Here is a 14,986-nt window from a genome sequence, read left to right on the forward strand (position 1 = left end):
AATGACGGAAAAAATGGTAGAATATAAAGATAGTTTAGCATTTATCTTCTGGAGAAATCCAGAACAGAAAGGATCCGTTTTGAAATCAATTGGATTACTGGATAAGATAAGAGGGCTTTCGAAAAAAGATTTCTTTTTGTATTTGATGATCATAAGTATCTTTTTACCTTTTTATTTGTTCTTAGCGCTCTTTGCTTTATATTTGATAGGTTTACTTGTTACTGGGGAGATGAAGGGAATTATCAAAGGATTAATCAAACATCCTGTACTTCTCTTTTTTATTGCCTACAGTAGTATCATCTCTATCGTTGCCAAGAACTGGCTTGGATTGGTTGCATCTTTACTGATGTTTCTCTTCCTCATTTTCTTTAGTTATTACCAGAAACGTCTGACACATGCTTTCTTTCGACTGATACTGCAGACAATCTTGTTTGGTAGTGTGTTCTCTGCGGCTTTTGCCACTTTGGAGCATTTCCAAATTGTAAAGAAATTTAACTACGCCTTTCTTTCGCCCAATATGCAAGTATGGCACCAGAACCGTGCAGAGGTGACCTTCTTTAATCCTAACTACTATGGGATTATCTGTTGCTTCTGTATCATGATTGCCTTTTACCTCTTTACAACGACGAAGTTAAGATGGTTGAAAGTCTTTTGTGTGCTAGCAGGTTTTGTGAATCTATTTGGTTTGAATTTTACGCAAAATAGAACGGCCTTCCCTGCCATCATTGCTGGTGCCATCATTTATCTCTTTACAACCATTAAAAACTGGCGTGCCTTCTGGCTCAGTATTGGTGTTTTCGGGATTGGCCTTTGTTTCCTCTTCTCAAGCGATTTGGGTGTCCGTATGGGAACCCTAGATTCTTCAATGGAAGAGCGTGTTTCAATCTGGAATGCGGGTATGACTTTGTTCAAGCAAAATCCGATCTGGGGTGAGGGTCCACTGACCTATATGAATTCCTATCCGAGAATTCATGCACCTTACCACGAACACGCGCATAGTCTTTACATCGATACTATTTTAAGTTATGGTTTGATTGGAACCATTCTCCTATCCATTTCTTCGGTTATCCCGGTTCACATGATGATGGATATGAGTCAGGAGTCTGGTAAACGACCAATTATCGGTCTTTATCTCTCCTTCCTTACAGTAGTCGCTGTACATGGAATTTTTGACTTGGCTCTCTTCTGGATACAGTCAGGATTCATCTTCTTGCTAGTTATGTGCAGTCTACCACTGGAACATCGAACACTGGTGTCTGAAATGACAGATTAAGTTACTCAAGAACGAAGATCTCCTACTTTAGGTAGGAGGTCTTTTTTGTTGGTGAAAATTATTTCTAAATCGAAATAGTTGACAGATGGAACGAGAGGTGTTACAATAAAAACAATTCGATATAGAAACAAATTGGAGAGGTCATGAAAGATAGTCATTTGGTAGCCCATCATATTCGTTTGTTAAATGGGCGGATTTTTCAAAAGTTACTGAGTCAGGATCCTGAGGCTCTTTATCGGAGTGAGCAGGGAAAGATTTTAGCGGTTTTATGGAATAGTGAGACAGGTTGTGCAACTGCGACAGATATTGCGCTGGCGACGGGACTTGCCAATAATACGCTGACAACCATGATTAAGAAGCTTGAGGAGCAAAACCTGGTCATCATTAGCCCATGTGGAATAGATAAGAGAAAGAAATATGTCAAGTTGACGGATCAAGGTTGGTCTCAGAAAGAAGTTGGCCGTCGTGTTAGTCAAAAATTGGATGCAATTTTTTATAAAGGATTCACTGAGGAAGAAGTTCGTCAATTTGAAGTTTTTCAAGAAAGAATTTTGGCTAATCTGAAAGAGAAAGTAAATGAGGCATAAATCATGTCAAAACAAGTTGAAAATGCACAAAATCTATACATTCATGCCATTCAAGATGGGCGCGTTGCCGAGGCTCAAGCTCAGTCTGTAGGGGATACTTATATCCAACACTCGACAGGTGTGCCAGATGGGAAAGAAGGGTTTGCGGCTTTCTTTGCAAATTTCTTTGAACGCCATCCCGAGCGTGAGATGAAGATTGTCCGTACCATTGAGGATGGCAATCTGGTCTTCGTCCATGTCCATCAATATCTTAATGGTGGGGAAGCTCAATGGGTGACGACGGATACTTTCCGTGCGGATGAGAATGGTCGTATCGTAGAGCATTGGGATGTCATTGACTACTATCGTGCTCCAGAAAATGGACAGTTAGACCAGATCTTTGGAGATTTTGAAATCACGGATTTGGACAAGACGGTAGCAAATAAAAAAAACGTTCGTCGTTTCTTGACAGAAATCTTTCAAAACGGCGAACTAGAGCAGTGGAGTGATTATGTAGCAGAAGATTTGATTCAGCATAATCATGAGATTGGTCAAGGAAGTCAAGCTTATAAAGACTATGTGGCTGAGCATGGGCTTACTTTTGACTTTGTTTTCCAGCTTTTGGGACAAGGAAATTATGTGGTCAGCTATGGACAGACTCAGATAGATGGAGTGACTTATGCCCAGTATGACATTTTCCGTTTGGAGAATGGCTTGATTGTTGAGCATTGGGACAATAAAGAAGTCATGCCTAAGGTAGAAGACCTGACCAACCGAGGAAAATTTTAAATTGAGGACAAAGAATGATTGAATATAAAAATGTAGCGCTACGCTACACAGAAAAAGATGTTTTGAGAGATGTCAATTTACGGATTGAGAATGGGGAATTCATGGTTTTAGTGGGTCCTTCTGGATCTGGTAAGACGACCATGATCAAGATGATTAACCGTCTTTTGGAACCGACTGATGGAAATATTTATATGGATGGCAAGCGCATCAAAGACTATGATGAGCGTGAACTTCGTCTTTCTACTGGTTATGTTTTACAGGCCATTGCTCTGTTTCCCAATCTAACGGTTGCGGAAAATATTGCTCTCATTCCGGAGATGAAGGGCTGGACTAAGGAAGAAATTGCTCAGAAAACAGAAGAGCTTTTAGCTAAGGTTGGTTTACCGGTAGCTGAGTATGGGCATCGTTTACCTAATGAATTATCTGGTGGAGAACAGCAACGGGTCGGCATTGTCCGTGCCATGATTGGTCAGCCTAAGATTCTCCTCATGGATGAGCCCTTTTCAGCCTTGGATGCTATTTCGAGAAAACAGTTGCAGGTTCTGACGAAAGAATTGCATAAAGAGTTTGGTATGACAACGATTTTTGTGACCCATGATACGGATGAAGCTTTGAAATTGGCGGACCGTATTGCTGTCTTGCAGGACGGAGAGATTCGTCAAGTGGCGAATCCCGAGACCATTTTAAAAGCGCCTGAAACAGACTTTGTAGCAGACTTGTTTGGAGGTAGTGTTCATGACTAATTTGATATCAACTTTTCAGGAGCGTTTTGGTGATTGGGTAACAGCTCTATCTCAACATTTGCAGTTGTCGCTTTTGACCTTGTTACTAGCTATTTTTATCGCGATTCCCTTGGCTGTTTATCTTCGTTATCATGAAAAGATAGCGGACTGGGTCTTGCAGATTGCAGGGATTTTCCAGACCATCCCGTCTCTGGCCTTGTTAGGACTCTTTATTCCCTTGATGGGAATTGGGACCTTGCCTGCTTTGACTGCTCTGGTGATTTATGCGATTTTCCCGATTTTGCAAAATACCATTACTGGGCTGAAGGGAATTGATCCAAGTCTGCAAGAGGCTGGGATTGCCTTTGGGATGACTAGATGGGAGCGTCTCAAGAAGTTTGAAATTCCACTTGCCATGCCTGTCATTATGTCTGGGATTCGGACGGCAGCGGTCTTGATCATCGGTACGGCGACCTTGGCTGCCTTGATTGGTGCAGGGGGACTGGGTTCCTTTATCCTTTTGGGAATTGACCGCAATAATACTAGTCTGATTTTGATTGGGGCCCTTTCTTCTGCAGTGCTGGCCATTGCCTTTAACTTCCTACTAAAAGTGATGGAAAAAGCAAAATTGCGGACGATTTTCTCTGGTTTTGCCTTGGTGACAATATTACTCGGTCTGTCTTATAGTCCAGCCCTCTTAGCTCAAAAAGAGAAAGAAAACTTGGTTATTGCTGGGAAATTGGGACCGGAACCAGAAATTTTGGCCAATATGTATAAGTTGCTGATTGAAGAAAGTACTAGTATGACTGCGACTGTTAAGCCGAATTTTGGGAAAACAAGCTTCCTCTATGAAGCTCTGAAAAAAGGGGATATTGATATCTATCCTGAATTTACCGGTACGGTGACTGAAAGTTTGCTTCAGCCATCACCTAAAGTGAGTCATGAGCCAGATCAGGTTTATCAGGTGGCGCGTGATGGCATTGCTAAACAGGATCATCTAGCCTATCTCAAACCTATGTCTTATCAAAATACCTACGCTGTAGCTGTTCCGAAAAAGATTGCTCAAGAATATGGCTTGAAGACCATTTCGGACTTGAAAAAAGTGGAAGGACAGTTGAAGGCAGGTTTTACACTCGAGTTTAATGATCGTGAGGATGGAAATAAGGGCTTGCAATCAATGTATGGTCTCAATCTCAACGTAGCGACCATGGAGCCAGCTCTTCGCTATCAAGCAATTCAGTCAGGCGATATTCAAATCACAGATGCCTATTCGACAGATGCAGAGTTGGCACGTTATGATTTACAGGTCTTGGAAGATGACAAGCAACTCTTCCCACCTTATCAAGGAGCGCCACTCATGAAAGAAGCTCTTCTCAAGAAACATCATGAGTTGGAGACAGTTCTCAATAAACTAGCTGGTAAAATTACTGAAAGCCAGATGAGCCAGCTCAACTACCAAGTCGGTGTTGAAGGCAAATCCGCAGAACAAGTAGCCAAAGAATTTCTACAAGAACAAGGATTGTTGAAGAAATAGCTTGAAAATGCTAAACTCAACTTCTTTAAACGACCATATAAAAAAATGCTCAGACAATCTTGTCTGGGCATTTTTGGTGTCAGAAATAAAGATTTTCATTTTTAAATGGAAAATAAGAGGAAATTTTCAGGATTTTCTAAATTTTTACTGTAAATACACTTGACTATTCAGATAATAGGTGTATAATGTGTTGTGAACTACTTAACAAATAAGGATTTCCAACTCATGTCGACTAAGGATGGAATTCTTGTGTATAGACAGTTCAGTAGATATATAATAGAGCGTTGCGTCCGAAAGTCTATCCAGACACGGCTCTTTAAAAACAAAAGGAGAAGATTATGAAAACAGAACCGATTCATCGTACCAGTATGTGGAAATTTAAGTTAAGTGCTGCCACCATGACTTTGATTCCCGCTGCCGTGGGGATTAACTATGTTGCCAAAGCCTTGGCGGAGGGGTTAAAGTTGCCCGTTTGGCTGGGGTCTTTGGGAACCTTTCTTACCAGCATGTTGGCTGGGCCGGTTGCCGGTGCCATTAGTGGTTTCATCAACAACGTGATCTATGGGCTGACCTTATCGCCAATTTCAACCGTGTATGCGATTACCAGCATCGGAATTGGGATTGCTGTCGGAGTTTTGCACGCCAATGGGTGGTTCTCGTCAGCGCGACGAGTATTTGTTTCTGCTATTATTATTGCCATCGTTTCAGCTGTCATTTCAACGCCACTCAATGTCATCTTTTGGGGTGGTCAGACCGGTATCGCTTGGGGTGACTCATTGTTTGCGGTAATGGTCGCCAATCATGCACCAGTGTGGCTGGCCTCATTTACCGATGAGTTTGTCTTGGATATTTTGGATAAAGTCTGCGTGGCCTACCTGGCATTCTTCATCTATCGTCAGCTGCCGAAGCGGATGGTGCACTTCTTTAGCGATGATAAATGATGACTGATAAAACATTGATTTCTGGAGCGCCACGGGTCAAGCTCAAGTGGTACCAGGTGATCGATCCGATTACTAAGCTCTTGTTCATCTTGGACATGACGTTGTTGAGCTTTGCCAGTATGAATTTATTGCTTCAGGCCGGATTAATTCTTGTCGCAACACTGCTATTGTTATTTTCCAAATTGAGTTCTACCACCTTTAAGGCGCTGGGATTCAGCCTGTTTCTGATTTGCACCATGCTGATCATCCAAGGGTTATTTTACAGTCGGAATCAAACTGTGCTGTTTTCTGTGCTTGGGGTGTCGTTCTACAAAGAAGGCCTGATTTACGCCACCACTCTGGGTTGTCGAGTATTGGTGATTATTTTGACCAGTGGCTTTTTTATGGTGACCACGAGTATTTCAGAAAACGCGGCCTATTTGGAACTGTCCGGATTGTCTTATAAAACCGTCTACGTTCTGATGTCGGTGTGTTATATTTTGCCGGAAATGATGCGCAATATGCGGAAAATCCAGCAGGCACAAAAAGTTCGCGGAACCAATCCGCAAAAAACGTTGATTCAGAAATTAAAGTCAGTCCTGCCGGTTCTAATTCCATTGGTGATTAAGACCTTGGATCAATCGATGACGCGGTCGATTTCTCTCCAACTGAGAGGTTTTGATAATCTCAACCGGACTGTCAGAACCTCCCAGCGCGTGTATCGCCTGTCGCGGACGCTGCACATTGGTCTGACTGGATTGGCAATTTTATTGATTGGGTGGAAGATATGGACGAAGATAAACGGATTGTAATTGAAAATTTGACCACCCGTTATCCGGGTACTGAGCAACCACAACTGCGTCAGATTAACGCGGAGGTTCATACCGGCCAGGTAGTTGGGATTATCGGGAATAGCCACTCCGGCAAATCGACTTTGTGCCGTGTGCTGGCAGGGGTCATTCCCAAAATTGTGTCTGCTGAGATTGAGGGCGATTGGCACATGTTTGGCCAGCGAGTGTCTGACAATTGGCCCGTTTATAATGCCATGAATGGAGTTGTACTGCAAAATCCAGCTGGCCAACTAAGCGGGTTGGCAGACACGGTTGCCGATGAAATCGCCTTTGACTTGATTAATCAGGGAATGGCTGAAGGACTGATTCAAAAACGGGTTGAAGAAGTTGCCACGCAAATGGGGCTGATTGAACAGCTGAATTTGCGTCCCGAGAGCCTTTCCGGTGGTCAGATCCAGCGGTTGGCAATTGCCACGGCGATTGTGGCTAATCCGGCTGTTTTGATTATGGATGATCCGACCAGTGAGATGGATCCCCTTGGCCGCCGGCAATTTTTCCAATGGCTGGCCCAAGTCAAAGAGACGACTGTCTTCATTGTCACCAGTGAAATTGACGATTTGTGCGAAGTCGCCGACGTTGTGTGGGTGCTGCACGAGGGTCAAATGGTAGCCCAGGGCAGGCCGGGTGAGGTGTTTAATCATTTGGCAGCTGACTGGCAGATTCCAGCCCCGACAATCCAGCAACTTGCTCAAAAAATGGATTGGCACTTGGCTGATGGCCGGTATCCGGTGAATTACGCTGATCTGAAGGAGGTTCGTTATGTCCACAATTGAACTGAGCCACCTGACGTTCACTTATCCGGAACGGTCCTTTAGCTTGGATGTTGAAGACAAACACTTCGCCGATCCGATGGTGGCGATTGTCGGCCAAAATGGTGCCGGCAAATCAACGCTCTTCAAATTGTTGACGGGTTTGCTGACACCACAAACCGGTGTGATTAAGATTGATGGAGAAAATTTTAATGATCTTAAACCAGTCGAAAAGTTACTGAAGGTTGGGATTACTTTTCAGAATCCTGACGATCAGCTTTTCAACCCGACCGTTCAACGAGAGGTGGAGTGGAATGTCGCGCAGGTCATGGATGACCACGACACGATTACGAGGCGGGCTTTAGCGGCTCTAAAAAGAGTTGGCTTGGATGATAAAACAGCTGAAAGTCCATATGACCTGTCATTGTCGGAACGCAAGCTGTTGAGCGTTGCCACAGTTTTGGCAGTGGATCCGGCGATTTATTTATTTGATGAGCCGATGATGTCGCTTGATTGGGAAAGCCGGCGCAAGTTGACCGCAATTTTCCATCAGTTGGCTGATTCGGGCCACCAAGTTGTGACCATCACCCATGACATGGATTGGGTCGCCGCCGAGTTTGAGTCGGTGTATGTTATGGAACACGGGAAGTTTGGCTTCGCCGGCAGTCCACGGGAATTGTTCAGCAATCACGAACTTGTCCAGCGAGTAGGATTACTACCACCGCGGATTATGGACATAGCGGAGTCGCTGGGTGATTCACAGACATATTTATCGGTTAATGATTATTGCCAGAAAAATCGAGATGTATAGAAAAAGTCACCTCTGCGGGTTTTCCAGGTTGAAGGATTAACTTCAGCTTCTGGCAAGAACTCACATGGGTGACTTTTGTGTTTAATAACGTTTCATGATCATCGGGTGCTTCCTCAGATCACTCGGTTTGATTTTACTTTGTTTCATGGTCATAATCATATACCATTTCTTTTGGATTTTTTGTTTGACTAATACAAAATAGGTCTTCATAGGTCTTCGCATTTTTAGCGCCCATTAGGATCATCAGTATAATTTTCTGAATTAGGAGACTGTCCCATCACTATTCGAACTTCGTCTCCCAACTTACGCTGTTCCCATTCATCCGTGAATCCTTTAAATCGCAATTCTGGAACTTTCTTTTTAACTGAATCATCTATTTTCGCCATAGTCCCCACCATTTTATTGGTTTTTCTTGTTCTTCTATCCTTGTTTGATCTTTGATTTGTTCCTGTAAATTTTCCAACTTCTCTTTAAGAGCGTTCACTTCATCTTTATATTGATTGTCTAAGTGTTTGAATTCTGTTTCCTGTGAGGGCATTTTGAGGGCTTTTAAGTTATCATTTTCCGCCTTGTATTCTTCTAGCAACTTTTTATCTTGCAAGGCTAATCGTTGTTACTGGTCTAACAAATTAGTTAGTTTTTCTATTTGTTGGTCTTTGCTACTTATTTGTTGGTCTTTGGTATTTGATTTGCTACTACTTTCTACTTTACCTAAAATTATTTTTTCTGCTTTAGAATTTATTAGATTAGACCCATTGGAACTTTTAAGCTGTAATTCTTTTGGTAACCTTTGGTAGTGATATTGAATATTTTGTTTTGTAACACTCAACTCATCCGCCAGCTCTTTGATCGTTTTTAAGTCTTCACTCATGGTTTAAGTCCTGCCTTTTAACCGTTGGTAGATATTGTTCAATGGCTTTTTTGAGGTAGCGTGCGATATTATGCTTAGAATATTCTTCACGTCTGCTGGCAACATAAGACAAGTGGTCTTTAACACTATTTAGCCCTCTTAATTCTTTCAGTTCATCATAGAGGGGGTAAGCATGGACTTGCAATCCTGCCATGATTTTTGTATCTTGCATTTCAAACGGACTTAGCAACATATTTTCTAGCAATAGCGTGGTGTACTTACTTTTCATTGCTTCAATAGCTAGCTTATCTTCGGTTTCTGCTTTGCGTACTTTATCTTCTTGATAGGCGGTATCTTCTAACTTATAGCTGTTATCGTCTGCTCGACGTTTCTTTCGTAACCAGATATCCAATGTTAAACCGTCCGCATCAATCGCTCGATAGAGATAATGCCAACGCCCCTTAATTTTGATATAGGTTTCATCCATTTTCCACGAATAGAAGGACTGTTTATTTTTCTTTTTCCAGAGATGATAGAGGATTTTACTGTATTCTTGAACCCACCGATAAATCGTAGTGTGACAAACATTTATTCCACGGTCATAAAGCAATTCCTGAACTTCACGATAGCTCAGATTGTAACGTAGGTAATAACCAACAGCGACAATGATGACGTCTTGTTGGAATTGTTTGCCTTTAAAATGATTCATCTCTCAAGCCTTACTAACCTTTTTTCTGCTCTTTGAGAAGCTGAAGGTCGAGCAAGTAATTACCTTTTTGGTTTGATTAACTCTGTCATTTACCTTATCTTGGCTTTGCAGAAAGGCTTTTATGGTGAGGTGCTGACGACACTTTACTTCACGGCCATGCAGCCAATTGGACTTCTAGTGTGGATCTACCAGGCACAGTTTAAAAAGGAAAAGCAGGAGTTTGTCGCGCGTAAACTGGACGGTAAAGGTTGGGCCAAGTATCTTTCCATTAGTGTTCTTTGGTGGTTGGTCTTTGGGTTCATTTATCAGTCTATCAGAGCTAATCGTCCTTATCGCGATTCCATTACTGATGCGACCAATGGGGTAGGGCAAATCCTCATGACAGCTGTTTACCGTGAACAATGGATATTCTGGGCTGCTACTAATGTCTTTTCAATCTATCTCTGGTGGGGAGAAAGCCTGCAAATCCAAGGGAAATACCTAATTTATCTCATCAATAGTCTAGTTGGGTGGTATCAGTGGAGCAAGGCAGCAAAAAGCGCTTAAAAAAGTAAAAAAAGGATCAGATGATCCTTTTTTGTGTTAGAGCAAAATGAATAATACCGTAATGATAATAGCGGTCGTTATACGAACGATGTGGTGCGATATATGTTGGTTTTCTTGCTGTTGGCCGTTCCAGTAGGCACCATAGCAGATGATACTCGAGCCCACAATCCATAGAAGAATGGTTGCAAGTGGGACAAAGTAAAAGATGGCTAGAGCCAGAGAGGTGAGGCAACTGCCGACCAAGATGCACGTGTTTCCCAGACTGTAGTTCTTTTGTTTCATGGCTGAAAAAGCAGCAGCAAGGTGAAGAAGCGAGAAGGCGAGAGCTAGTACGATTGTTAGTATTCCTAGAATCATCGAAGTTAACATAGTTGGTTCCTTTCTGAGTTACAGGATTAGTTATCAAGTGGAGTTGTAGAGGTCATCTCCATTACATCAAGGTAAAATTTCACCACTTGGTCTTCAGTATAAGATTTTCCTTTTTTTAGCCACCAAGTTAGAGTCTCGATAAAGTTCGTCACAACAAAATGCTGGAGGTAGGAGGCCGGAATGTTTGGATAGGCCTCTTGCAAGTCATCCGCCACCATGGGATAGACGTGGTGTTCGAGTTCCTTGTGTAGTTGGCGGAGGAAGTAGTCGTTTTTGGAAAAAAGGAGACTGGTGACACGGTCCTGGTTTTTCTGAAAATGTAAAAAGATATGTGCGAGGTAGTCTTCTGTAGTCAAGTGTTCTTCCCTTTCAAAGAGATGATGAAAGAGGTAGCGACAGAGCTCATCTAAAAGGAGTTCCTTACTTTCGTAATGACAGTAAAAAGTAGAACGTCCAACATCTGCTAGGTTAATGATATCCTGAACAGTAGTGGCATCATAGCCCTTGTCGTTCAAAAGTTGTAAAAAAGCTTGATAGATGGCTTTTTTCGTCTTACTGACTCGACGGTCTCTTTTTGGCATGTAGACACTTGAGACAAACTGTTCAGAACTGAACATGGCTGACAGTTTGCTTCTATCCTTTCTTTGGATTTTATTAGATAATACAAATGAAAGAAGTATGTATATACCCATTATACCAAAGGAGGGAGAGAAATGAGTTCTAAAACATCTATCTGGTTAGCTTTTTTCTTAAATTTAAGCTATGCGATTGTTGAGTTTATCGCAGGAGGAATCTTTGGTTCAAGTGCAGTTCTTGCTGATTCTGTTCATGACTTGGGAGATGCTATAGCCATTGGTATCTCAGCCCTTTTAGAAACAATTTCAAACCGTGAAGAAGATAGACAGTATACCTTGGGTTACAAACGTTTTAGTCTTTTAGGGGCCATGCTAACGGCTGTGATTCTTATGATAGGGTCTGTCCTAGTGATCTTGGAAAATATCACAAAGATCGTTCACCCGCAACCCGTTAATGAGGAAGGCATCCTCTGGCTGGGAATCATTGCAGTAGGTATCAATGTACTAGCAAGTCTGGTAGTTCGTAAAGGAAAGACAAAGAACGAGTCAATTCTTAGCTTGCATTTTTTGGAAGACACTCTTGGTTGGTTGGCTGTCATTCTAATGGCGATTATCCTCCGATTTACGGACTGGTATATCCTTGATCCGCTTTTATCTCTGGTCATTTCCATCTTTATTCTAACAAAAGCTGTTCCTCGCTTTTGGGACGCGCTCAAGATTTTCCTAGATGCTGTGCCAGAAGGGGTCGAGACAAGTGATTTGGAGAAGGATATAGAGGCTTTACCCAATGTCAAAAGTGTCAATCAACTTAGCATTTGGTCCATGGACGGTCTAGAGAACAATGCTATTGTTCACATTTGTATCAAGGACTGGGAGCAGATGATGGAAACCAAAGAAGTGGTGCGTCAATTTTTAGAAGAAAGAGGCGTGCAGAATATCACTATTGAAGTAGATAGCAGTCAAAGCAATCATGCGCAACATAGGCGGAGGGTGAGAGAGTTAGAGCAGAAGCATGGGCATCATTAGTACAAAGTAAAGAATGATTAAGCCCCTATGTTATTTGAAATAGAGTATTTTCTTTCCAGTTTAAATATTTTAAAAGTTTAATCCTATAAGGCACGGTATAAACTTTACTTAGATGTTTGGTAATTTAAAGAATTTTTCTATTAGATGCAAAATGTTTGACTTGGAGTCAACTCAAAGTTGTATAATAAGATGAATGAGTTATAGTTGCTTAAATTCAGTGAAGGAAATGAAAGGAGGCTAGTATATGAATATCAAATCTGTAAGCGACTTATTGGGAATCTCAGCGGATACGATTCGGTATTACGAGCGAGTTGGTCTTGTGCCACCGATTACTCGAACCGCAACTGGAATTCGTGACTTTCAAGATCAGGATATAGAAGCACTGGAATTTATTAAGTGTTTCCGTTCGGCGGGTGTCTCTGTAGACAGTTTAGTTGACTATATGTCGCTCTACCAAAAGGGGGATGAAACGAGAGAGGAAAGGCTTGGTATTTTAGAAGACGAAAAGAAAAAATTAGAGGAGCGCTTGTCTCAGTTACAGGTGGCTTTAAATCGCTTAAATCTCAAAATTAAACTTTACAAGGAAGGAAAATTTTAAATGAAATCAGCAGTATATACAAAGGCAGGCCAGGTTGGGCTTGCTACAATTGAACGTCCGCAAATTGAGGCAGCAGATGATGCTATTATCCGCATTGTCCGTACTTGCGTTTGCGGATCGGACCTCTGGAGTTACCGTAATCCCGAAATCGAAGAAGGGCATGGAAATAGTGGGCACGAAGCCATTGGAATTGTCGAAGAAATCGGAGAGGCTATTACAACGGTCAAACCGGGAGATTTTGTCATTGCACCTTTCACCCATGGCTGTGGGGAGTGTGATGCCTGTCGCGCTGGCTATGATGGGACTTGTGACCGCCATATTGGCACCAATTGGTCAGGTGGTGTCCAGGCTGAGTATATCCGTTTCCACTTTGCTAAGATGTCATGCCGACCGGCTATCATGCTGCGCGTGTTGCTAATGTGCAAAAAGGGGACAAGGTTGTCGTTATCGGGGATGGGGCTGTTGGGCAATGCGCTGTTATCGCCGCTAAAATACGTGGTGCATCACAAATTATCCTTATGAGCCGTCATGAAGACCGCCAAAAGATGGCCTTGGAATCAGGTGCGACAGCTGTTGTGGCTGAACGTGGCGAAGAGGGAATTGCCAAAGTCCGTGAAATCCTTGGTGGTGGAGCAGATGCAGCCCTTGAATGTGTTGGGACTGAAGCAGCCGTAGATCAAGCCCTTGGGGTTCTTCACAATGGTGGACGTTTAGGCTTCGTTGGTGTTCCTCATTACAATAACCGTGCGCTCGGTTCTACCTTTGCTCAAAACATTTCTGTGGCTGGCGGATCAGCTTCTGTCACCACTTATGACAAGAAATTCTTGCTCAAGGCTGTCCTTGATGGCGATATCAATCCAGGCCGCGTCTTTACTTCAAGTTATAAACTGGAAGATATCGACCAGGCTTATAAAGATATGGATGATCGCAAAACCATTAAGTCTATGATTGTGATGGATTAACAAAGAAAATCCTAATGGTGATTTGAGAATTTCTATTAGGATTTTTTGCGTTGGTATATTTGTTGAGTTATGGCAGAGTACTTTCTCTCAAAGTCAGTCTGGTTCCCAGCATAGTCAAGCTAGGGATTTTCCGACCGTGGAGAACTTCCTTGTTAAGAATATCCATACATGCTCGGCCCATTTCTTCGGTATAGACGGTAATGCTAGAAAGAGGAGGATAGACCTGCTTGGTCAGGCTGGTGTCGTTAAAAGAAATGAGGCTGACGCGGTCTGGTAGGCTGATTCCAGCTTCTTGGAGAGCACGGAGGGCACCGATGGCTAAACTATCGCTGGCGGCGAAAAAGGCTGGTGGGAGTTGTTCTCCCAGCTTGTGAATGGCCTCCTTCATCAAGTCATAGCCAGACTGGGCAGTAAAGCTCCCTTGAAAGACCAGTTCTTCATGGTAGATTCCATTTGCTTGGGTAATGTCTTTGAAATTTTCTAGCCGCTTATCCTGGATTATTTCTTCTTGGTCGGTTGTTTCCTCAAGACCTGTGAGAATTCCGATACGGTTCATCCCTTGGCTGAGGAAATGGTCTACAACTTGTTTCACAGCAGTGTAAAAGTCAGTGATAATACAGGTATGACCTAGTGAGAGGGTGTCACTGTCTATAAAGACTAAAGGTTTTTGGTATTCTTCAAAGGCAGCAATCTGAGCTCGGCTAAATTTTCCGATGCAGAGAATGCCAATCACTTCCTCGCTCAGTGTAAAAGGATGATCGTTAAAATAGCGCAAGATATCATAGTCCAACTCTTGGGCTCTTTTTTCAATACCGAGACGAATCTGGTAGTAGTAGAGGTCGTCCAACTCCCCTTGTTCGCTAACCCATTGGATAATGGCAATCTTTTGCTTGGGTTTGTGGGATTCGCCTGTCTTGAGGTGCTTAGTATAGCCCAGCTCTTCAGCAACGGTTAATATACGGTGTCTGGTTTCTTCTGTAACAGATAGACTCTGGTCGCGATTGAGGACACGAGATACGGTCGCGATAGAGACAGAGGCTAGCTGTGCGATGTCTTTTAAGGTAGCCATAAATCCTCCTCCTTTTAGGTTAGTATATCATATTTTTCTGCTTTTTACTGATAGTTTAGTAAAAGTT

Annotated in this window: 18 protein-coding genes and 3 pseudogenes; 13 read left to right on the forward strand and 8 right to left on the reverse strand. The window is 42.6% G+C overall.

What is annotated here, in order from left to right; translation table 11 throughout:
• Positions 1 to 79: 79 nt before the first annotated feature.
• From ACVX3R_RS02195 to ACVX3R_RS02235, 9 genes are all read left to right on the forward strand, one after another.
• Positions 80 to 1,273 carry an O-antigen ligase family protein gene (locus ACVX3R_RS02195; protein WP_458795667.1) on the forward strand — a complete coding sequence of 398 codons (1,194 nt, stop codon included), beginning with the start codon at positions 80 to 82 and terminating at the stop codon, positions 1,271 to 1,273.
• Positions 1,274 to 1,416: 143 nt separating this feature from the next.
• Positions 1,417 to 1,860: a MarR family winged helix-turn-helix transcriptional regulator gene (locus ACVX3R_RS02200; RefSeq protein ID WP_458795290.1), complete on the forward strand. Its 444-nt coding sequence runs from the start codon at positions 1,417 to 1,419 to the stop codon at positions 1,858 to 1,860.
• Positions 1,861 to 1,863: 3 nt separating this feature from the next.
• Complete coding sequence (locus tag ACVX3R_RS02205; RefSeq protein WP_458795291.1) at positions 1,864 to 2,628, forward strand: nuclear transport factor 2 family protein; 765 nt, start codon at positions 1,864 to 1,866, stop codon at positions 2,626 to 2,628.
• Positions 2,629 to 2,642: 14 nt separating this feature from the next.
• Entirely contained in the window at positions 2,643 to 3,371 is a 729-nt protein-coding gene (locus ACVX3R_RS02210; protein ID WP_458795292.1) for an ATP-binding cassette domain-containing protein, read from the forward strand.
• On the forward strand, positions 3,364 to 4,884 hold the full coding sequence (locus ACVX3R_RS02215) for an ABC transporter permease/substrate-binding protein (protein ID WP_458795293.1): 1,521 nt from the start codon (positions 3,364 to 3,366) through the stop codon (positions 4,882 to 4,884). The genes ACVX3R_RS02210 and ACVX3R_RS02215 overlap by 8 nt, the downstream gene beginning before the upstream one ends.
• 338 nt (positions 4,885 to 5,222) lie before the next feature.
• Positions 5,223 to 5,825: a hypothetical protein gene (locus ACVX3R_RS02220; protein ID WP_000846130.1), complete on the forward strand. Its 603-nt coding sequence runs from the start codon at positions 5,223 to 5,225 to the stop codon at positions 5,823 to 5,825.
• On the forward strand, positions 5,825 to 6,616 hold the full coding sequence (locus ACVX3R_RS02225; protein WP_000130448.1) for an energy-coupling factor transporter transmembrane component T: 792 nt from the start codon (positions 5,825 to 5,827) through the stop codon (positions 6,614 to 6,616). The genes ACVX3R_RS02220 and ACVX3R_RS02225 overlap by 1 nt, the downstream gene beginning before the upstream one ends.
• Positions 6,592 to 7,428: an ABC transporter ATP-binding protein gene (locus tag ACVX3R_RS02230; RefSeq protein ID WP_000343048.1), complete on the forward strand. Its 837-nt coding sequence runs from the start codon at positions 6,592 to 6,594 to the stop codon at positions 7,426 to 7,428. The genes ACVX3R_RS02225 and ACVX3R_RS02230 overlap by 25 nt, the downstream gene beginning before the upstream one ends.
• Complete coding sequence (locus ACVX3R_RS02235) at positions 7,415 to 8,215, forward strand: energy-coupling factor ABC transporter ATP-binding protein (protein WP_000103848.1); 801 nt, start codon at positions 7,415 to 7,417, stop codon at positions 8,213 to 8,215. The genes ACVX3R_RS02230 and ACVX3R_RS02235 overlap by 14 nt, the downstream gene beginning before the upstream one ends.
• Before the next feature lie 224 nt (positions 8,216 to 8,439).
• Here ACVX3R_RS02235 and ACVX3R_RS02240 read toward each other — a convergent pair whose 3' ends face one another.
• The 5 genes and pseudogenes from ACVX3R_RS02240 to ACVX3R_RS02260 all read right to left on the reverse strand — a co-directional run.
• Positions 8,440 to 8,601, reverse strand: a complete 162-nt coding sequence (locus tag ACVX3R_RS02240; protein ID WP_001062367.1) for a hypothetical protein — start codon at positions 8,599 to 8,601, stop codon at positions 8,440 to 8,442.
• Positions 8,589 to 8,816, reverse strand: a complete 228-nt coding sequence (locus ACVX3R_RS02245) for a DNA-binding protein (protein ID WP_458795294.1) — start codon at positions 8,814 to 8,816, stop codon at positions 8,589 to 8,591. The genes ACVX3R_RS02240 and ACVX3R_RS02245 overlap by 13 nt, the downstream gene beginning before the upstream one ends.
• Positions 8,817 to 8,828: 12 nt before the next feature.
• Positions 8,829 to 9,086, reverse strand: a complete 258-nt coding sequence (locus ACVX3R_RS02250) for a plasmid replication protein (RefSeq protein WP_001287840.1) — start codon at positions 9,084 to 9,086, stop codon at positions 8,829 to 8,831.
• On the reverse strand, positions 9,079 to 9,477 hold the full coding sequence (locus ACVX3R_RS02255) for a DNA replication protein (protein ID WP_458795668.1): 399 nt from the start codon (positions 9,475 to 9,477) through the stop codon (positions 9,079 to 9,081). The genes ACVX3R_RS02250 and ACVX3R_RS02255 overlap by 8 nt, the downstream gene beginning before the upstream one ends.
• A pseudogene (locus ACVX3R_RS02260) lies at positions 9,451 to 9,774 on the reverse strand (IS6 family transposase); the annotation flags it as partial. The pseudogene ACVX3R_RS02260 and the gene ACVX3R_RS02255, both read right to left, overlap by 27 nt.
• Before the next feature lie 39 nt (positions 9,775 to 9,813).
• Here ACVX3R_RS02260 and pnuC point away from each other — a divergent pair.
• Positions 9,814 to 10,320 (forward strand): annotated as a pseudogene (gene pnuC, locus ACVX3R_RS02265) (nicotinamide riboside transporter PnuC); the annotation flags it as partial.
• Between the two features lie 36 nt (positions 10,321 to 10,356).
• Here pnuC and ACVX3R_RS02270 read toward each other — a convergent pair.
• Complete coding sequence (locus tag ACVX3R_RS02270) at positions 10,357 to 10,689, reverse strand: glucuronide permease (protein ID WP_458795295.1); 333 nt, start codon at positions 10,687 to 10,689, stop codon at positions 10,357 to 10,359.
• Positions 10,690 to 10,715: 26 nt separating this feature from the next.
• Positions 10,716 to 11,270: a TetR/AcrR family transcriptional regulator gene (locus tag ACVX3R_RS02275; RefSeq protein ID WP_458795296.1), complete on the reverse strand. Its 555-nt coding sequence runs from the start codon at positions 11,268 to 11,270 to the stop codon at positions 10,716 to 10,718.
• A gap of 132 nt (positions 11,271 to 11,402) precedes the next feature.
• Here ACVX3R_RS02275 and ACVX3R_RS02280 point away from each other — a divergent pair, with 132 nt between their 5' ends.
• The 3 genes and pseudogenes from ACVX3R_RS02280 to ACVX3R_RS02290 all read left to right on the forward strand — a co-directional run bounded on the left by ACVX3R_RS02280 (position 11,403) and on the right by ACVX3R_RS02290 (position 13,850).
• The gene (locus tag ACVX3R_RS02280; protein WP_458795297.1) at positions 11,403 to 12,290 is read left to right on the forward strand and encodes a cation diffusion facilitator family transporter; all 888 of its coding nucleotides are present in this window, start codon (positions 11,403 to 11,405) and stop codon (positions 12,288 to 12,290) included.
• 244 nt (positions 12,291 to 12,534) lie between these two features.
• Positions 12,535 to 12,888, forward strand: coding sequence for a stress response transcriptional regulator NmlR (gene nmlR / locus ACVX3R_RS02285; RefSeq protein WP_458795298.1), 354 nt, complete (start codon positions 12,535 to 12,537; stop codon positions 12,886 to 12,888).
• Positions 12,889 to 13,850: pseudogene (locus ACVX3R_RS02290) on the forward strand (zinc-binding dehydrogenase). It abuts the gene before it with no gap.
• A 67-nt stretch (positions 13,851 to 13,917) separates the two neighbouring features.
• Here the strand turns inward: ACVX3R_RS02290 and galR are convergent.
• Complete coding sequence (gene galR / locus ACVX3R_RS02295) at positions 13,918 to 14,919, reverse strand: DNA-binding transcriptional regulator GalR (protein ID WP_458795299.1); 1,002 nt, start codon at positions 14,917 to 14,919, stop codon at positions 13,918 to 13,920.
• Positions 14,920 to 14,986: the final 67 nt, after the last annotated feature.

The sequence above is a fragment of the Streptococcus sp. 517s genome (assembly GCF_054445985.1).